The sequence below is a fragment of the Erythrobacter sp. 3-20A1M genome (assembly GCF_018636735.1).
Classification (GTDB): Bacteria; Pseudomonadota; Alphaproteobacteria; order Sphingomonadales; family Sphingomonadaceae; genus Alteriqipengyuania.
The window spans coordinates 297877-315323 of sequence record NZ_CP045200.1; the positions used below are offsets into that span (position 1 = coordinate 297877).

Below are 17447 nucleotides of genomic sequence, written 5' to 3' on the forward strand. Positions count from 1 at the left end.
GACACATAGGGACGGGCGGGTCCGATGTCGAACCCGGCCCGCCCCTTTTGCGTGAATTATGCGTCGGCCTTGGCGGCCTTTTCGGTTTTCGGCTTCTTAGGTGCGAGCACCTCGACTGACCCGCCGGCCTTCTCGACAGCCTCGATCGCGCCCTTGCTGGCACCAGCGACGATGAACTTGGCCTTCGCCTTGAGCTCGCCCTTGCCGAGCAGGCGCACACCGTCCTTGCCACCACGGGCGAGGCCGGCCGCCTTCAGTGCGGCGTGGTCGATGTCCTTTTTCGCATCGAGCTTGTCGGCGTCGATGAACTTCTGCACCATGCCCAGGTTCACCTCGGCATAGTCCTTCGCGAACGGATTGTTGAAGCCGCGCTTCGGCAGGCGCATGTGGAGCGGCATCTGGCCGCCTTCGAAGCCGTTGATGGACACGCCCTCGCGGCTCTTCTGGCCCTTCTGGCCGCGCGCCGCGGTCTTGCCCTTGCCCGAGCCGATGCCCCGGCCCACGCGCATGCGGGATTTACGGGCACCTTCGTTGTCGCGGATTTCGTTCAATTTCATGGTCTGCACTCGCTTTCGCTTTGGTTCGCGCTGTTGGAAAGGCGCGCCCTTAACGAGATTTAGCCGCGATGTCACCCTCGGAATCGCACTGAGGTTCTTTCCCGAAAATATTCTGAAAGAGGCTGAATTCCACCGGCGCGATCGTGTTCGGTGCTTGTCGATAGGCCTTCGATTTCAGCATAGGGAAACCGCCGGATGGCCGAAATCACAGCGTCGGACAAGAAACCACGCGAACTGTTCCTCGATACCGCGAAAGGCTTCTCGATAGTCCTGGTGGTATTCTGGCATGCCATTGCCGCCGCGTACACTACCATCGATCTGCCACGGGACTCGATCTACGTCGCGATAAACAATCCACTGCTGCAGATCCGGATGCCGCTGTTTTTCTTCGTATCCGGTCTCGTTTTCAGCCATACCTTGTCCGAAGGCTGGGCCACCTTCTTTCGCAAGAGATTGCTGACGATGATCTGGCTCTTCACGCTGTGGACCTTCCTGTATGCGCTGCGAGGGCGCGAGGACCCGGAATGGGTTCTCTCATCGTTCTATAATCCACCGATACACCTGTGGTTCTTATGGGGCCTCCTGATCTACCGCTTCACCGCGCGGGCGGCGGTGTCCATGAAACTTCCGGCGATACTGATCGCCGCGGCGCTTTCGATCCTATCGTTTGCAGGGTGGCCCCAGAACCTGTGGGGCGCGCTTTCGACCCATCAGACCGCCGTCGCCAAGGATGCTGTCTTCTATCTTTTCGGTATCTGGTTTGCGATGCCGTGGGTTCGATACCTCGTGGCTCGCCCCATCACGATCGGCACGGCGGCTCTTCTGCTGGCGATCATTTCCGGAAAACTCGGTTTCAATGCCGGTCTTGCCGTGTTCGGAACGATCGTGGGCTTGTCGATCGCCAAGATCATAACGGATCATCTCGAGGCCGTGCGCGCCCTTTTCACATATCTGGGACGGCATTCGCTCGAGATATTCATCCTTCACTTCGGCATGATGTGGCCGCTGATGAGCTTGTTCCGCAAGGTGACGACAGAAGGCATCGAATACTGGGCCGTACCCTTGGGCACGGCGATAGCGGTATTCGTATCGGTCGTGATCAGAAACATAACGGATCGCTTCGCGCCCTGGCTATTTGTTCTACCCAAGTTTCTCGCGAAGGGAGAACGCCCGGGATTAGCCGACGAACGTTCCCTCCAAGGCAAGTGAACGATCGATTGCAGCTGGAGAATGGTCCAGGCTCGGGAATGGATGCGCCCATACGCCGACCATGCGCGCTTTCGCTATGGCCAGCACGGTTGGAAGGAACTGCCTCTTAGATCCCGATGTGCGTTTTCCGTTTCCGGGGTGTCTAACGTACCGGCGGCGGAGCGGGTCAGCCGCGGCGGGCTTCGTCCCGCATCAGGATCATATCCACCGTCACCGCAAGCTTATCGGGATCGACGGGCTTTTTCAAATAATCGGTCGCTCCGGCTCGAAGCGTGATCTCCTCGTCCGATGCGCTCTGGCGCGCTGTCAGGATCAGGACGGAAAGATCGTAGAGATCGGGATCGCGCCTGACGTAATCCAGCACTTCCGCTCCGCCGACCCCGGGCATATTCATATCCAGAATCAGCAGCGCGGGCCGGCGAAAGCGCAGCGACGCGAGCGCAGCCTTTCCGTCCCCCACCACCCCGACGACGTGACCCGCCTTACCCAGCGCCGCCCTGACGATCTCCCCCATGATGGGGTCGTCTTCGGCGTACAATATCAGTGCCATAGATGGGCCTTTTCCTGCGATCCCGGAGGAGGTTAGCATCACCACCGGTATGGACAACACCGCGACCAAACGGTGCATAAGGGGCCCCTCCTCGCGAACGGGCATACGAACCTAACGGCTGCAAAGTTCCGCCGAGGCAGGCGTTTTCGATGATGTCTTGGAGGGTGCCTAGCGGCGCATACGCAGATTGCCTGGGGCGAGGCGCGCTTCGCGCCGTATTCCCATGTGTCACTGCCGAGATCCGGCGGCGTCTGCCGTAGCCTATGCGCCCGGGGGATGTCGCTCAGATACTGACGCTCGCGGCGCTCTCGTTCTGCTTCGGGCCGGATGGCGGCATGCGATAGAAGGACAAAGCCTCTCGGGGGGCACCGGCCTGACCGGCGTTTATCCTACGTGCTTCATGCACGGACACGATCGCACCGCTGCCGGGAGGAACGGCGGCAAGGCGGGGATGACGGCGAATGTCGCTCATCACCTTTGCCATCGCCGCGTCGAGCGTCGTCGCCTGCACCCAGCGGGTGGCGAACCAGCCCATGTCGACAACGACTTCCGATCCTTCCTGTGGAAGGGGAAAATTTTCCCCTTCCAGGAAGAACCGGAAGTGTTTCACTCGACCACTTCCACCATGTGGGGGAGCTTCGCGATCGCGCCGCGCACCTCGGGGGTGTCTTCCACCTCCACGGTGCGGTGCATTTTGCCCAAGCCCAGCCCGACGAGAATCTTCTTCTGCGATTCAGGGCGCCGGATCGGGCTGCCGATCTGCTTGATCTTGATCTTGGCCATTCCGGTTACTCCACCAGAGCCGCGGCGTCGGCTTCCGCCTCGGCCTCGCTCGAACTGCCACGACCCAGCAGGTCGGCGACCTTCTTGCCCCGACGCTGCGCCACCGATTTCGGCGACGTCTGGTTGGTCAGCGCATCGAACGTGGCGCGGATCATGTTGTAGGGGTTGGACGTACCGACCGACTTGGTCACCACGTCGGCCACGCCCAGGCTCTCGAACACGGCGCGCATCGGGCCGCCAGCGATGATGCCGGTACCCGCCGGTGCGGCACGAACGGTCACCTTGCCCGCACCGAAACGGCCCTTGCCGTCATGGTGGAGCGTGCGGCCTTCCTTCAGCGGAACGCGAACCATCTTCTTGCGAGCCGAGGCCGAAGCCTTGGTAATCGCCTCGGGCACTTCGCGCGCCTTGCCGTGGCCGAAGCCGACCCGGCCCGACCCGTCGCCCACGACGACCAGCGCCGCGAAGCCGAAGCGCTTGCCGCCCTTCACCGTCTTGCTGACGCGGTTGATATGGACGAGCTTCTCGATGATGCCGTCGTCTTCTTCCTCGCGCCGCCCGCGACCGCCGTCGCGGCCGCCACGGCCACGGCCGCGACCACCGCCACCACCGTCACGACCGCCACGGCCACGACCGCCGCGATCGCCACGCTCGCGCGGCTGGCCTTCGGCACCCTGCGCGGCGCTCTGGTTGTCGGCAGCTTCGGAAGGCGTATCGGCGATCGCCGGTTCTTCCTTCTTCACTTCCGGACCGCTCTCGGCGCTCGCCGGGTGGTCGATATCGACACCGGAATCGGCGCGAGCCTTGGCGACCTCGGGGGTCATCGCGGGCGCGTTGGCCGCATCGGTAGCGGCGTTGTCTTCGGGTTTCTTTTCGTCAGCCATATCAGAACTCCAGCCCGCCTTCGCGGGCGGCGTCGGCCAGCGCTTTCACGCGGCCATGGAACAGGAAGCCGCCGCGATCGAACACGACGGAAGTCACGCCCGCCTTCTGGGCGGCGGCGGCGATGTCCTTGCCCACCTGGGTGGCGGCATCGACATTCGCGCCGGTGCTCTTGCCACCAAGGGTGGAAGCGGACGCGATCGTCTTGCCCTGCGCATCGTCGATGACCTGGGCATAGATATGCTGGCCGGTACGATGCACCGACAGGCGCGGCTTGTCACCGGCACGCGACTTGAGAGCCGTACGCACGCGACGCCGGCGGCGTTCGAAGAGGGAAAGCTTTGCCATCTTACTTCTTCTTCCCTTCCTTGCGGAAGATATACTCGCCCTGGTACTTGATGCCCTTGCCCTTATACGGCTCGGGCTTGCGCCAGCGGCGGACTTCGGCGGCAAACTGGCCCACGGCCTGCTTGTCGATCCCGGTAACGATCACGGTCGTCTGGTCCGGGGTCTGCACCGTAAGGCCTTCGGGAACGTCGAGATCGACGTCGTGCGAATAGCCCAGTTGCAGCTTCAGCTTGCTGCCCTGCGCCTGCGCACGGTAGCCGACGCCAGAGATCTGCAGCGTCTTGGTGAAGCCTTCGGTGACACCTTCGACCAGGTTCGACACCAGCGTGCGCTGCATGCCCCAATAGGCCCGCGCCTTCTGCGTGTCGTTGGCGGGCTGCACGCTGATCGCGTCGCCTTCCACCTTGTAGTCGATGAGATCGCTGAGCGACATCGACAGGGTGCCCTTGGGCCCCTTCACGTTCAGGGTCTGGCCCTCGATATTGGCGGTGACCCCGTTGGGGATCGCCACCGGCCTTTTGCCGATGCGGCTCATCAGAACACCTCCGCCAGCACTTCGCCGCCGACCTTCTCGCTGCGTGCTTCGGCATCCGAGAGCACGCCGCGCGGCGTCGAGACGATGGTGATGCCAAGGCCGTTGCGCACGCTCGGCAGCTCGCGGCTGCCCGAATAGACGCGCCGGCCCGGCTTCGAAACGCGGGCGAGATGCTTGATCGCGGGCTCGCCTTCGAAATATTTCAGTTCGATCCGCAGCGCCTTGTGCTTGCCGCTCTCGTCCTCGGAATAGCCACGGATGTAGCCTTCACGCTGGAGAACTTCGAGGACGTTTGCACGCAGCTTGCTGGCGGGCGAGAGGACGCTGTCCTTCTTCGCCTGCTGGCCGTTGCGGATGCGGGTGAGCATGTCACCCAGGGGATCGGTCATAGCCATCTATCGATTCCTCACCAGCTCGACTTGGTCAGGCCCGGAATCAGGCCCTTGTTGCCGAGGTCGCGCAGTTCGATGCGGTTAATGCCGAACTTGCGGTAATAGCCGCGCGGGCGGCCGGTGGTGGAGCAGCGGTTGCGCACCCGGGTCGGGTTCGCATTGCGCGGCAGCTCGGCCATCTTCAGCCGGGCCATCAGACGCTCGCTCTCGTCGAGCGAGGTGTCGTCCGCGATCGCCTTCAACTTCTCGAACTTCGCCGCATACTGTTTGACCAGCTTCTTGCGCTTCTCGTTCTTGTTGATCGAACTCAGTTTCGCCATTGGACTTAAGCTCTCTTTCTCGCGGCTTACGCCGCTTCCTTCTCTTGCGACTCTTCCGCCGGGAACGGGAAACCGAACAGGCGCAGCAGTTCGCGCGCTTCTTCGTCCGTCTTGGCGGTCGTGGTCACGATGATGTCCATGCCCCGGACCTTCTCGATCTTGTCGTAGCTGATCTCGGGGAACACGATCTGCTCCTTCAGGCCCATGGCATAGTTGCCACGACCGTCGAAGGAACGCGGGTTGAGGCCGCGGAAGTCGCGGATGCGGGGCATCGCGATCGTCACGAGGCGGTCGAGGAATTCGTACATCCGCTCGCGGCGCAGGGTCACCTTGCACCCGATCGGCATGCCTTCGCGCAGCTTGAACTGAGCGATCGACTTCTTCGCCTTGGTGATGACCGGCTTCTGACCGGCGATCAGCGCCATTTCCTCGGCAGCGGTCTGGACCTTCTTCTTGTCCTGGCTCGCCTCGCCCACGCCCATGTTGAGCACGATCTTTTCGAGCCGCGGAACTTCCAGACGGTTCTTGTACCCGAACTTCTCGGTCATCGCCTTCGCGATTTCCTCCTCGTAACGGGCTTTCATGCGAGGGGTATAATCAGCCATCGATTTTCTCCCCGGACTTGACGGCGATGCGGACCTTCTTGCCGTCCTGCTCCTCGAAGCGGACGCGGGTCGGCTTGCCGTCCTTCGGATCGGCCACGGCAACCTTGGCAATGGACATCGGCGCCTCGTAGCGGTCGATGCCACCCTGCGGGTTGGTCTGGCTCGGCTTGCGGTGACGGGCGATCGTGTTCACACCCTCGACGACGACCTTGCCTTCCTTGGGCAGGACCTTCGCGACGGTGCCGGTCTTGCCCTTGTCCTTGCCGGACAGGACGACGACGCTGTCACCCTTCTTGATCTTGGCATTAGCCATCACAGCACCTCCGGTGCGAGCGAGATGATCTTCATGAAGCCGCGGCCGCGCAGTTCGCGCACGACGGGTCCGAAGATACGGGTGCCGATCGGCTCTTCGCTCTTGTTCACGAGCACCGCGGCATTGCTGTCGAAGCGGATCACGCTGCCATCGGGGCGGCGCACATCCTTCTTCGTGCGAACGATGACGGCGCGGTGTACGTCGCCCTTCTTCACCTTCGCGCGCGGCTGGGCTTCCTTCACGGAAACCACGATCACGTCGCCGACGGACGCCGTACGACGCTTCGACCCGCCCAGCACCTTGATGCACTGGACGCGCTTCGCGCCGCTGTTGTCCGCGACGTCGAGATTGGACTGCATCTGGATCATCGATCCGGTTCCTTCTCACTGGCTTGCCGGGACGGTTGCCCGGCAGTTCCTACGCCTGTCCCCGCAAATACGGGGCGCAAAATTCAGTTGCTCGCCGCCTCGACGTCGAGCTCGGCCTCGACCGGCTGCACGCCGCCCGCGGTGACCCGGTCCTTGACGGCCCAGGTCTTGGTCTTGGAGATCGGCTTGGTCTCCTCGATCCGCACCACGTCGCCCAGCGTGAACTCGTTGTTCTCGTCGTGGGCGTGGTACTTCTTCGAGCGGCGGATGATCTTGCCGTAGAGCGGGTGCTTCACCTTGCGCTCGACCAGCACGGTCACCGTCTTGTCGGTCTTGTCGGACGTCACCGTCCCGATCAGGATACGTTTGGGCATATCTTGGTCCTTATGCCTTCTCGGCGGCGCGCGAACGCTCGCCCTGCAGCGTCTTGATCTGGGCGATCGTGCGGCGGACTTCCTTGATCCGCGCCGGACGCTCCAGCTGGTTGGTGGCGGCCTGGAAGCGCAGGTTGTACTGCTCGCGCTTCAGCTCGGTCAGTTCCTCGACGAGCTGGTCGTCGGTCTTCTGCCGCAGGTCTTCGAATGCGTTGGCCATCATTCGCCTCCCAGGTGGCTGGTGTCGCCCAGGCGGGCAACGACCTTGGTCTTGATCGGCAGCTTCATCGCCGCACGCTCGAACGCTTCGGCGGCCAGCGGGCCGGCGACGCCATCGAGTTCGAACAGGATGCGACCCGGCTTCACGCGGGCGGCCCAGTATTCGACGGAACCCTTGCCCTTACCCTGACGGACTTCGGCAGGCTTCTTCGACACCGGCACGTCCGGGAAGATGCGGATCCAGAGGCGACCCTGGCGCTTGATGTGGCGCGTGATCGCACGGCGCGCGGCCTCGATCTGGCGGGCGGTGATACGCTCCGGCTCCAGCGCCTTCAGGCCGTAGGACCCGAAGTTCAGGTCGGTGCCACCCTTGGCCTCGCCCTTGATCCGGCCCTTGAACGCCTTGCGGTACTTGGTTCGTTTCGGTTGCAGCATTGCTCTATCCTACACTCAACGCGCCGGGCGCACGCCGGACGTCTGCGATTCCATCATCAGACGGTCCTGCGCGGTCGGATCGTGACCCAGGATCTCGCCCTTGAAGACCCAGACCTTGATCCCGATGATGCCGTACGAGGTTAGTGCCTCGGCCTCGGCGTAATCGATGTTCGCACGCAGCGTGTGCAGCGGAACGCGACCTTCGCGATACTGCTCCACACGCGCGATCTCGGCACCGCCCAAGCGGCCGCCGCACACGATCTTGATGCCTTCGGCACCAAGGCGCATGGCGGACTGCATCGCGCGCTTCATCGCCCGGCGGAACGCCACACGGCGGATCAGCTGATCGGCGATACCCTGCGCGACGAGCTTCGCATCGACTTCCGGCTTGCGGATCTCGACGATGTTCAGCTTGATCTCGCTTTCCGTCATGGTGGCGAGCTTCGTGCGCAGCTTCTCGATATCGGCGCCCTTCTTGCCGATGATGACGCCGGGGCGTGCCGCGTAGATCGAGATACGGCACAGCTTGGCCGGACGCTCGATCACCACCTTCGAAATCGCGGCCTGCGGCAGCGAGTTCACGATGTACTTGCGGATCTCGATGTCTTCCTTGAGCAGCTTGGCATAGTCGCGCCCTTCGGCGTACCAGCGGCTGTCCCAGGTGCGGTTGATCTGCAGGCGCAGACCGATCGGATTGCTCTTCTGACCCATCTTACGCCTCTTCCTGCTCGCGAACGATGATGCGCAGCCGGCTGAACGGCTTCAGGATGCGCGTCGACTTGCCGCGACCGCGGGTGTGGAACCGCTTCATCGTAATCGACTTGCCCACCGAAGCCTCGGCGACGACCAACGCGTCGACATCGAGATCATGGTTGTTCTCGGCATTGGCGATCGCGGAAGCCAGCACCTTGCTGGCATCGCGAGCCATCGCCTTCTTCGAGAAAGCGAGGATGTTCAACGCTTCCTCGGCCTTTTTGCCGCGGATCAGCTCGGCGACGAGGTTCAGCTTCTGCGCGGAACCACGGATGGTGGTGCCTACGGCCAGCGCCTCGTTGTCGGCTACGCGACGGGGGGATTTTGCCTTGCCCATTAGCGCTTGCCCTTTTTGTCGGAGGCATGGCCGGGGAAGCTGCGCGTGGGCGAGAACTCGCCGAGCTTGTGGCCGACCATGTCTTCCGAAACGGAGACCGGGATGAATTTCTGACCGTTGTAAACGTTGAACGTCAGGCCGACGAAGTCGGGCAGGATCGTGCTGCGGCGCGACCAGGTCTTGATCGGCTTGCTGCTGCTCGCTTCCTGTGCGTCCTGCGCCTTCTTCAGAAGGCTGAGTTCGACGAACGGACCTTTCCAGACGGAACGTGCCATGTCCGATTACCTCTTCTTCTTGGCGTGGCGCGAACGGATGATCATCTTGTCCGTCTGCTTGTTGTTGCGGGTGCGCGCACCCTTGGTCGGCTTGCCCCACGGGGTAACCGGATGACGGCCACCGGAAGTCCGGCCTTCACCACCGCCGTGCGGGTGATCGACCGGGTTCTTGGCGACACCGCGGGTCAGCGGGCGCTTGCCCTTCCAGCGGGTGCGGCCGGCCTTGGCGAAGTTCTGGTTCTGGTTGTCCGGGTTCGACACCGCACCGACCGTGCCCATGCAATCGGCGCGCAGGTAACGCTGCTCACCGCTGTTCATGCGGACCATGACCATGCCGCGGTCGCGACCGACCAGCTGGACGTAGGCACCGGCGGAACGGGCGATCTGCCCGCCCTTGCCCGGCTTCATCTCCACATTGTGGATGATGGTGCCGACCGGCATGTTACCCAGCGGCATCGCGTTGCCCGGCTTGGTGTCCACACGCTCGCCGGCGACGACGGTGTCGCCAACGGCCAGGCGCTGCGGCGCGATGATGTAGGCCTGCTCGCCGTCGCTATAGGTGATCAGCGCGATGAAAGCGGTGCGGTTGGGATCGTACTCGATCCGCTCCACGGTGCCTTCCACGTCCCACTTGCGCCGCTTGAAATCGATGAAGCGGTACTTCTGCTTGTGGCCGCCACCGATGCCGCGCGAGGTCACGTGACCCTTGTTGTTGCGCCCGCCGGTCTTGCGCTTGCCCTCGGTCAGCGACTTGACCGGCTTGCCCTTGTAGAGCCCGGTCTTGTCGACGAGGATCAGCCCGCGGCGTGCGGGGCTGGTCGGATTGTAGTTCTTGAGTGCCATTTTCCTCTAGCCCCTCAGATACCGCTGGTGACGTCGATCGAGTCACCCTCGGCGAGCGTAACGATCGCCTTCTTGAAGTCGGTGCGCTTGTAGGGCTTGCCCCGCCAGCGCTTGGTCTTGCCCTTGGTCACGATCGTGTTCACGCCCACGACCTTCTTGTCGTAGATCGCTTCGACCGCTTCCTTGATCTGCGGCTTGGTGGCGTCGTTCGCCACCTTGAACACCACCGCGTTGTTCTCGCTCGCGAGCGTCGACTTCTCGGTGATGTGCGGCGCCAGGATCACGTCGTAGTGGCGCGCGTCCACATTCTGCTGCTTAGCCATTGAAACGCGCCTCCAGCTTTTCGACCGCGTCCTTGGTCAGGACCAGCGTGTCGTGCTTCAGGATGTCGTAGACATTGGCACCGGCCGCCGGGAGGACGTTGACGCCCACCAGGTTGCTCGCCGCCTTGCGGAAGCCCTCGTCGACGTTCTCGCCGCCGATGACCAGGACCTTGCCGTTCCAGCCCGCCTTGTCGAAGTGGCCCTTGAGCTCCTTCGTCTTGGCTTCCTTCATCTCGAGGCTGTCGAGAACGACGAGGCCGTCCTTCGCCTTGCTCGAGAGCGCCATCTTCAGGCCGAGGGCACGGATCTTCTTGTTGAGCGACATGTTGAAGTCGCGCTTGCGCGCGCCATGCGCCTTGCCGCCGCCGATGAAGATCGGAGCGCCGCGATCGCCGTGACGAGCACCGCCCGAACCCTTCTGCGCGCCGAACTTTTTGCCGGTGCGCGCCACATCCGAACGCTCGCGCGTCGGACGTGCGGTGGCACGGCGGTTCCACAGCTGCCAGGTGACGACGCGGTGCAGGATGTCGGCGCGCGGCTCGACGCCGAACACATCGTCGTTCAGCTCGATGTCGCCCGACGCCTTACCGTCGATTTTCTGGACCTTCACCTTCACGGCTCAGCCCTCCTTGTTCTCGCCTTCGGCCTTGTCGGCAGAGGGCGTGGTGTTGTTGTCATCGGCGGCACCGGTATCGGCATCGGCCCCCGCGTCCTGTTCCTTCAGGAGCGCTTCCTGCTGCTCGGCGGAAACCTCCTGGTGCACTTCGTGCTCGGCTCCGCTCTCGACCAGACCGGCATCGGTCTCTTCGTGCGAGAATTCGGACTGGTTGCGACGCATCACACCGGGGAACGGCAGATCGTCGGGCATCGCCACCTTCACCGCATCGCGGACCAGCATCCAGCTGTTCTTCGCGCCGGGGACGGAGCCTTTCACGAACAGCAGGCCGCGATCGGCGTCGGTGCGCACGATTTCGAGGTTCTGCTGCGTACGCTGACGGTCGCCCATGTGGCCGGCCATCTTCTTGTTCTTGAAGACGCGACCCGGATCCTGACGGTTACCGGTCGAACCATGCGAACGGTGGCTCAGCGAAACGCCGTGCGTCGCGCGCAGGCCGCCAAAGTTCCAGCGCTTCATGGCGCCGGCGAAGCCCTTGCCCTGCGTGTAGCCCGTCACGTCGACCTTCTGGCCGGCGATGAAGTGGTCCGCACTGATGAAGGCACCGACGGGGAGCAGGCCCTCGTCGTTCTCGACGCGGAATTCCGCGACCTTCATCTTCAACCCAACTTCGGCCTTGCCGAAAGCTTCGCGCTGCGGCTTGTTGACGTTCTTCTGCTTGGCAGTGCCCGAACCCACTGCGAGGGCGAAATAGCCGTCGCGATCCGCGGTGCGGTGCGAGACGACCTGGCAATCCTCCAGCGCGAGAACGGTAACGGGCACGTGCCGTCCGTCCTCCTGGAAGAGGCGGGTCATCCCGACTTTCTTTGCGATAACGCCTGTGCGCATCGTCGAAACTCCTCAACAGAGGCACCAGAGGCCCATCCCCGGGTGCATGCTTGGCCCATTCTGTGATGCGTCGCCCCGTCCGGGCCAAAGTGCCCTCCCCCATTCGGGAGAGAGCGAGACGGGGGACGCGGCCCGGACCAGGTCCGGCGGTATCCCTATGTCTTGCCGATCCTGGCTGGGATCGGCGGGGCCGTAGAGAACCCCGAAACCTTCGGTCAGTTTAGCGTCCCACCGGGGACGGTCGCGATCAAGCCAGTTTGATCTCGACATTGACGCCCGCGGCGAGGTCCAGCTTCATCAGCGCGTCGACCGTCTGGGCGTTGGGCTGCACGATGTCGAGCAGCCGCTTGTAGGTGCGCACCTCGAACTGCTCGCGCGACTTCTTGTCGATGTGCGGGCCGCGGTTCACGGTGAACTTCTCGATACGCGTCGGCATGGGAATGGGGCCACGAATAAGCGCACCGGTACGACGAGCGGTCTCTGCGATTTCGCCAGTCGCCTGGTCGAGAACGCGATGATCGAACGCCTTGAGGCGAATGCGGATATTCTGAGCTTCCATTACCTACACCGATGCGAAAGAGCCAAACGACCCGTTGCCAGGCCATCAAAAAAAGAAAGGCCCACCCGCTTTCCGGAAAACTCCGGAGAGGGCGGCCCTCCTGAAATTCGTTTCGACGGAGACGAATCCCCGGGTCGAGGCGCGCATATACGAATCTGCTCGCGCTCTGGCAACCCCCGTTTTCCAACAAATCGGGCGTTACCGGGAGGTTTCGACCGCCGCGTGCGACGGACGGCACCTCCTATAAATAGCGAAGGCCCGGCTCCCCATCGGGAACCGGGCCTTCTCAATTCGCTACGGCGAAGATCAGGTGGTGATCTTCGACACCACGCCCGAGCCGACGGTACGCCCGCCTTCGCGGATCGCGAAGCGCAGACCTTCATCCATGGCGATCGGCGCGATCAGCTTGACCGAAATGGTCACGTTGTCGCCCGGCATAACCATCTCGGTGCCCTCGGGGAGGATGACCTCGCCGGTGACGTCCGTGGTGCGGAAGTAGAACTGCGGCCGGTAGTTGGCGAAGAACGGCGTGTGACGGCCGCCTTCGTCCTTCGACAGAACATAGACTTCGGCGCTGAACTCGGTGTGCGGCGTAACCGAACCCGGCTTCGCCAGGACCTGGCCACGCTCCACGCCTTCACGCGCAACGCCGCGGATCAGGGCACCGATGTTGTCGCCCGCTTCGCCGCGATCAAGCAGCTTGCGGAACATCTCGACGCCGGTGACGGTCGTCTTGGTGGTGTCCTTGATGCCGACGATCTCGACTTCGTCGCCGACGTTCACGACGCCGGTCTCGACGCGGCCGGTAACCACGGTGCCGCGGCCGGAGATCGAGAACACGTCCTCGATCGGCATCAGGAACGCCTGGTCCACCGGGCGCTCGGGCTGCGGGATGTACTCGTCGACGGCCTTCATCAGCGCGATGATCGATTCCTTGCCGATGTTGTCGTCGCGACCTTCGAGGGCGGCCAGGGCCGAACCCTTGACGATCGGAATATCGTCACCGTCGAAGCCGTACTCGGACAGCAGCTCGCGAACTTCCAGCTCGACCAGCTCGAGGATTTCCTCGTCGTCGACCTGGTCGACCTTGTTCATGTACACGACCAGCTGCGGCACGCCGACCTGACGAGCGAGCAGGATGTGCTCGCGGGTCTGGGGCATCGGGCCGTCGGCGGCGTTCACGACCAGGATCGCGCCGTCCATCTGGGCGGCACCGGTGATCATGTTCTTCACGTAGTCGGCGTGACCCGGGCAGTCGACGTGAGCGTAGTGACGCGCTTCGGTCTCGTACTCGACGTGCGCGGTCGAGATGGTGATCCCGCGCTCACGCTCTTCGGGCGCCTTGTCGATGTTCGCGAAATCGACAGCCGAACCGCCGTAGGTCTCGGCCATCACCTTGGTGATCGCCGCGGTCAGCGTGGTCTTGCCGTGGTCGACGTGACCGATCGTGCCGATGTTGCAGTGCGGCTTGTTCCGCTCGAATTTTTCCTTCGCCATTTTACTCTTAACCTCTGTCTGTCAGATTTTGAATTTTCACCGGGAGAGGATCGGCGCCCCAGGTCGAAGGCCCCCGTAAGGACCTTCGTGAAGGCGCCGCCCCTACTCGCTTGCCCTGCCTTAGGCAAGCTTCTCCTTGACTTCCGCCGCGACGTTGGCCGGGACCTCGTCGTAGTGCGAGAACTGCATCGTGTACTGCGCGCGACCCTGCGTGAACGAACGCAGTTCGTTGACGTAGCCGAACATGTTGGCGAGCGGCACATTGGCCTCCACCGCCTGGGCGTTGCCCCGGCTGTCGGTGCCCTGGATCTGTCCGCGCCGGCTGTTGAGGTCGCCGATCACGTCGCCGAGGTAATCCTCGGGCGTCACGACCTCGACCTTCATGATCGGCTCGAGCAGCTTGATCCCGGCCTTCTGCGCACCTTCGCGCATCGCGCCGCGACCCGTGATCTCGAACGCCACCGTGCTCGAGTCGACGTCGTGGTACTTGCCGTCGATCAGCTCGATGGTGAAGTCGATGATCGGGAAGCCGACCAGATAGCCGCTCTCGGCCTGCTCGCGCATACCCTTCTCGACTGACGGAATATATTCGCGCGGAATATTGCCGCCCTTGATCTGGTCGTCGAAGACGATGCCCTGCCCGCGTTCGCCGGGGATCAGGCGTACCTTCGCCTCACCGAACTGGCCGGAACCACCCGACTGCTTCTTGTGGGTGTAGGTCAGCTCGACTTCGCGGGCGAGCGATTCGCGATACGCCACCTGCGGCGCACCGACATTCGCCTCGACCTTGAACTCGCGCTTCATGCGATCGACCAGGATGTCGAGGTGAAGCTCGCCCATCCCCTTGATGATCGTCTGGCCCGATTCGTGGTCGGTCGTGACGCGGAAGCTCGGATCCTCGGCGGCCAGGCGGTTGAGCGCGACGCCCATCTTTTCCTGGTCGGCCTTGGTCTTGGGCTCCACCGACAGCTCGATCACGGGGTCCGGGAACTCCATGCGTTCGAGGATGATCGGCTTGGCCGGATCGCACAGCGTGTCGCCGGTGGTCGTATCCTTCATGCCCGCCAGAGCGACGATGTCGCCGGCGAACGCTTCCTCGATGTCCTCGCGATTGTTCGAGTGCATCAGCAGCATGCGGCCGATCTTTTCCTTCTTGTCCTTCACCGAGTTCAGGACCTGGCCCTTGGCCAGCTTGCCCGAATAGATGCGGGTGAAGGTGAGCGAGCCGACGAACGGATCGTTCATGATCTTGAAGGCCAGCGCGGCGAAAGGCGCGTCGTCGGACGACGGACGGGTCTCTTCCTCTTCGCTGTCGGGCAGGACACCCTTGATCGCCGGAACGTCGAGCGGGCTCGGCATGTAATCGACCACGGCGTCGAGCAGGGGCTGAACGCCCTTGTTCTTGAACGCCGAACCACAGGTCACCGGCACGAAATCGCGCGCCATCGTGCCCTTGCGGATCAGTTTCTTAAGCGTGGCGATGTCAGGCTCGTTACCTTCGAGATAGGCTTCCATGACCTCGTCGTCCTGTTCGACGACGGTTTCGATCAGCTTCTCGCGGTACTCGGCGACCTTGTCGGCCATGTCCTCGGGAATGTCGACGAATTCGTACTTCGCGCCGAGGTCTTCGGCCTGCCACACGATACCGCGATTGGCGACGAGGTCGACGACGCCCTTCAGGTCGCTTTCCGCACCGATCGGCAGCGTGATGACCAGCGGGGTTGCGCCGAGACGGTCGACGATCGACTGGACGCAATAATAGAAATCGGCGCCAGTGCGGTCGAGCTTGTTGATGAAGCACATGCGCGGAACGCCGTACTTGTCAGCCTGCCGCCAGACGGTTTCGGACTGGGGCTCGACCCCGGCCACGCCGTCGAACACGGCAACCGCGCCGTCGAGCACGCGCAGCGAACGCTCGACTTCGATGGTGAAGTCCACGTGGCCGGGCGTGTCGATGATGTTGATGCGGTACTTGGGCATGTCCGCACGCAGCGCTTCGGGATCCGAACGGGCATCCATCGCCGGGTCTTCGGGCGTCCAGAACGTGGTGGTCGCGGCCGAGGTGATCGTGATCCCGCGTTCCTGCTCCTGCTCCATCCAGTCCATGGTCGCGGCGCCGTCGTGGACTTCGCCGATCTTGTAGGACTTGCCGGTGTAATAGAGGATACGCTCGGTCGTGGTGGTCTTGCCGGCATCGATGTGCGCCATGATGCCGATATTGCGATAGCGCTCCAGCGGATAGTCGCGGGCCATGATAATTCCTCGTCGGGTTCGAATGTAAAGCAGGGGCTGCCGGTAAGCCTCCCCCATATGGGTATCAGTGTGACCGATTGAAGACGCGGGGACCGCCGGCCGTCGCCGAGCGGCCCCGCTTTGACCGATCTCTTACCAGCGGTAGTGCGAGAAGGCGCGGTTCGCGTCCGCCATGCGGTGCGTGTCCTCGCGCTTCTTCACCGCGTTGCCGCGGTTGTTCGACGCATCGAGCAGCTCGCCCGAGAGGCGCGCCGCCATGGTGGTTTCCGGGCGACCGCGCGCCGCGGTGATCATCCAGCGGATGGCCAGCGCCTGGGCACGCTCGGGACGGACCTCGACCGGCACCTGGTAGGTCGCACCGCCAACGCGACGGCTGCGGACCTCCACCTGCGGCTTGATGTTGTCGAGCGCGGCGTGGAACACCTCGACCGGGTTCGCCTTGGCCTTCGCCTCGACGGTGTCGAGCGCGCCATAGACGATCTTCTCGGCCACGGCCTTCTTACCATCGAGCATCAGGTTGTTCATGAACTTGGACAGCACCAGATCACCGAACTTGGGATCGGGCAGGATTTCGCGCTTTTCCGGGCGACGACGACGTGACATATTTTCTAACTCCTTCGGAGTGGTCGCTCACATCCGTGAGCGTCCTGCGGCACCGGCCCGCTCCCCCACCCGGCCACCCAAATCCTACCCACGTAGGGGTGACCGGGTGAGGGAGCGAGCCGCCGCCGCGCCTAAACCTTACTTCGGGCGCTTGGCGCCGTACTTCGAACGGCTCTGCTTGCGGTCCTTCACACCCTGCGTGTCGAGCACGCCGCGCAGCACATGATAGCGCACGCCGGGAAGGTCGCGCACACGCCCGCCGCGGATCAGCACCACGGAGTGCTCCTGCAGGTTGTGCCCTTCGCCGGGGATGTAGGTGATGACCTCGCGCTGGTTGGTCAGGCGGACCTTGGCAACCTTGCGCAGCGCCGAGTTCGGCTTCTTCGGGGTCGTGGTATAGACACGGGTGCAAACGCCGCGCTTCTGCGGGTTGGCTTCCATCGCAGGGACCTTGCTCTTGGCCTTCTGCGGTTCGCGGCCCTTGCGGACCAGCTGGTTGATCGTCGGCATATGAGTTCTTTCTCTTCACCGTATGGAGGCGGCAACTAGCGGATCGGGACGGAATGTATCGGTTCGGGCGAGCGCCACGCGGGCGCATCGCGCCGCACAC

The 17447-nt window shown here is 63.3% G+C and carries 28 protein-coding genes; 1 reads left to right on the top strand and 27 read right to left on the bottom strand.

Going from position 1 to position 17447, the window contains the following annotated elements:
* Positions 1-56 precede the first annotated feature (56 nt).
* On the bottom strand, positions 57-557 hold the full coding sequence (gene rplO / locus F7D01_RS01390; protein ID WP_215228501.1) for a 50S ribosomal protein L15: 501 nt from the start codon (positions 555-557) through the stop codon (positions 57-59).
* Between the two features lie 195 nt (positions 558-752).
* Here rplO and F7D01_RS01395 point away from each other — a divergent pair, with 195 nt between their 5' ends.
* Complete coding sequence (locus F7D01_RS01395) at positions 753-1766, top strand: acyltransferase (RefSeq protein WP_215228502.1); 1014 nt, start codon at positions 753-755, stop codon at positions 1764-1766.
* Between the two features lie 166 nt (positions 1767-1932).
* On the opposite strand, the gene F7D01_RS01400 is transcribed toward F7D01_RS01395, so the two are convergent.
* The 26 genes from F7D01_RS01400 to rpsL all read right to left on the bottom strand — a co-directional run bounded on the left by F7D01_RS01400 (position 1933) and on the right by rpsL (position 17347).
* The gene (locus F7D01_RS01400; protein WP_215228503.1) at positions 1933-2394 is read right to left on the bottom strand and encodes a PleD family two-component system response regulator; all 462 of its coding nucleotides are present in this window, start codon (positions 2392-2394) and stop codon (positions 1933-1935) included.
* Between the two features lie 205 nt (positions 2395-2599).
* Positions 2600-2926, bottom strand: coding sequence for a hypothetical protein (locus tag F7D01_RS01405; protein ID WP_215228504.1), 327 nt, complete (start codon positions 2924-2926; stop codon positions 2600-2602).
* Positions 2923-3099 carry a 50S ribosomal protein L30 gene (rpmD, locus tag F7D01_RS01410; protein WP_215228505.1) on the bottom strand — a complete coding sequence of 59 codons (177 nt, stop codon included), beginning with the start codon at positions 3097-3099 and terminating at the stop codon, positions 2923-2925. Before rpmD ends, F7D01_RS01405 begins: the two co-directional genes overlap by 4 nt.
* A 5-nt stretch (positions 3100-3104) precedes the next feature.
* The gene (rpsE, locus tag F7D01_RS15110) at positions 3105-3983 is read right to left on the bottom strand and encodes a 30S ribosomal protein S5 (protein WP_371819630.1); all 879 of its coding nucleotides are present in this window, start codon (positions 3981-3983) and stop codon (positions 3105-3107) included.
* Position 3984: 1 nt separating this feature from the next.
* Complete coding sequence (rplR, locus tag F7D01_RS01420) at positions 3985-4329, bottom strand: 50S ribosomal protein L18 (protein WP_215228506.1); 345 nt, start codon at positions 4327-4329, stop codon at positions 3985-3987.
* Position 4330: 1 nt separating this feature from the next.
* The gene (gene rplF / locus F7D01_RS01425) at positions 4331-4864 is read right to left on the bottom strand and encodes a 50S ribosomal protein L6 (RefSeq protein ID WP_215228507.1); all 534 of its coding nucleotides are present in this window, start codon (positions 4862-4864) and stop codon (positions 4331-4333) included.
* On the bottom strand, positions 4864-5259 hold the full coding sequence (gene rpsH / locus F7D01_RS01430; protein WP_215228508.1) for a 30S ribosomal protein S8: 396 nt from the start codon (positions 5257-5259) through the stop codon (positions 4864-4866). Before rpsH ends, rplF begins: the two co-directional genes overlap by 1 nt.
* Before the next feature lie 11 nt (positions 5260-5270).
* The gene (rpsN, locus tag F7D01_RS01435) at positions 5271-5576 is read right to left on the bottom strand and encodes a 30S ribosomal protein S14 (RefSeq protein ID WP_215228509.1); all 306 of its coding nucleotides are present in this window, start codon (positions 5574-5576) and stop codon (positions 5271-5273) included.
* 26 nt (positions 5577-5602) lie between these two features.
* Complete coding sequence (gene rplE, locus F7D01_RS01440) at positions 5603-6181, bottom strand: 50S ribosomal protein L5 (protein WP_215228510.1); 579 nt, start codon at positions 6179-6181, stop codon at positions 5603-5605.
* Positions 6174-6494: a 50S ribosomal protein L24 gene (gene rplX / locus F7D01_RS01445; protein ID WP_215228511.1), complete on the bottom strand. Its 321-nt coding sequence runs from the start codon at positions 6492-6494 to the stop codon at positions 6174-6176. Before rplX ends, rplE begins: the two co-directional genes overlap by 8 nt.
* The gene (gene rplN / locus F7D01_RS01450; protein WP_067680194.1) at positions 6494-6862 is read right to left on the bottom strand and encodes a 50S ribosomal protein L14; all 369 of its coding nucleotides are present in this window, start codon (positions 6860-6862) and stop codon (positions 6494-6496) included. The genes rplX and rplN overlap by 1 nt, the downstream gene beginning before the upstream one ends.
* A gap of 83 nt (positions 6863-6945) precedes the next feature.
* Positions 6946-7236, bottom strand: a complete 291-nt coding sequence (gene rpsQ / locus F7D01_RS01455; RefSeq protein ID WP_215228512.1) for a 30S ribosomal protein S17 — start codon at positions 7234-7236, stop codon at positions 6946-6948.
* A gap of 10 nt (positions 7237-7246) precedes the next feature.
* On the bottom strand, positions 7247-7456 hold the full coding sequence (gene rpmC / locus F7D01_RS01460) for a 50S ribosomal protein L29 (RefSeq protein WP_215229607.1): 210 nt from the start codon (positions 7454-7456) through the stop codon (positions 7247-7249).
* Complete coding sequence (gene rplP, locus F7D01_RS01465) at positions 7456-7890, bottom strand: 50S ribosomal protein L16 (protein ID WP_215228513.1); 435 nt, start codon at positions 7888-7890, stop codon at positions 7456-7458. Before rplP ends, rpmC begins: the two co-directional genes overlap by 1 nt.
* A gap of 15 nt (positions 7891-7905) precedes the next feature.
* Positions 7906-8601 carry a 30S ribosomal protein S3 gene (rpsC, locus tag F7D01_RS01470; RefSeq protein ID WP_215228514.1) on the bottom strand — a complete coding sequence of 232 codons (696 nt, stop codon included), beginning with the start codon at positions 8599-8601 and terminating at the stop codon, positions 7906-7908.
* A gap of 1 nt (position 8602) precedes the next feature.
* A complete protein-coding gene (rplV, locus tag F7D01_RS01475; protein WP_215228515.1) occupies positions 8603-8980 on the bottom strand; it encodes a 50S ribosomal protein L22 in 378 nt (125 codons plus the stop codon).
* Positions 8980-9255: a 30S ribosomal protein S19 gene (rpsS, locus tag F7D01_RS01480; RefSeq protein WP_215228516.1), complete on the bottom strand. Its 276-nt coding sequence runs from the start codon at positions 9253-9255 to the stop codon at positions 8980-8982. The genes rplV and rpsS overlap by 1 nt, the downstream gene beginning before the upstream one ends.
* Before the next feature lie 6 nt (positions 9256-9261).
* Positions 9262-10098 carry a 50S ribosomal protein L2 gene (gene rplB / locus F7D01_RS01485; protein WP_215228517.1) on the bottom strand — a complete coding sequence of 279 codons (837 nt, stop codon included), beginning with the start codon at positions 10096-10098 and terminating at the stop codon, positions 9262-9264.
* 14 nt (positions 10099-10112) lie between these two features.
* Positions 10113-10421, bottom strand: coding sequence for a 50S ribosomal protein L23 (locus F7D01_RS01490; RefSeq protein ID WP_215228518.1), 309 nt, complete (start codon positions 10419-10421; stop codon positions 10113-10115).
* On the bottom strand, positions 10414-11037 hold the full coding sequence (gene rplD, locus F7D01_RS01495) for a 50S ribosomal protein L4 (protein WP_215228519.1): 624 nt from the start codon (positions 11035-11037) through the stop codon (positions 10414-10416). Before rplD ends, F7D01_RS01490 begins: the two co-directional genes overlap by 8 nt.
* A 3-nt stretch (positions 11038-11040) precedes the next feature.
* A complete protein-coding gene (rplC, locus tag F7D01_RS01500; protein WP_215228520.1) occupies positions 11041-11925 on the bottom strand; it encodes a 50S ribosomal protein L3 in 885 nt (294 codons plus the stop codon).
* 247 nt (positions 11926-12172) lie between these two features.
* The gene (gene rpsJ, locus F7D01_RS01505) at positions 12173-12484 is read right to left on the bottom strand and encodes a 30S ribosomal protein S10 (protein WP_061924928.1); all 312 of its coding nucleotides are present in this window, start codon (positions 12482-12484) and stop codon (positions 12173-12175) included.
* A 306-nt stretch (positions 12485-12790) separates the two neighbouring features.
* A complete protein-coding gene (gene tuf / locus F7D01_RS01510; RefSeq protein WP_215228521.1) occupies positions 12791-13981 on the bottom strand; it encodes an elongation factor Tu in 1191 nt (396 codons plus the stop codon).
* Positions 13982-14101: 120 nt separating this feature from the next.
* Positions 14102-16234, bottom strand: coding sequence for an elongation factor G (gene fusA, locus F7D01_RS01515; RefSeq protein WP_215228522.1), 2133 nt, complete (start codon positions 16232-16234; stop codon positions 14102-14104).
* 132 nt (positions 16235-16366) lie between these two features.
* Entirely contained in the window at positions 16367-16837 is a 471-nt protein-coding gene (rpsG, locus tag F7D01_RS01520; protein WP_215228523.1) for a 30S ribosomal protein S7, read from the bottom strand.
* Positions 16838-16975: 138 nt separating this feature from the next.
* Positions 16976-17347: a 30S ribosomal protein S12 gene (gene rpsL, locus F7D01_RS01525; protein ID WP_126175288.1), complete on the bottom strand. Its 372-nt coding sequence runs from the start codon at positions 17345-17347 to the stop codon at positions 16976-16978.
* Positions 17348-17447 lie beyond the last annotated feature (100 nt).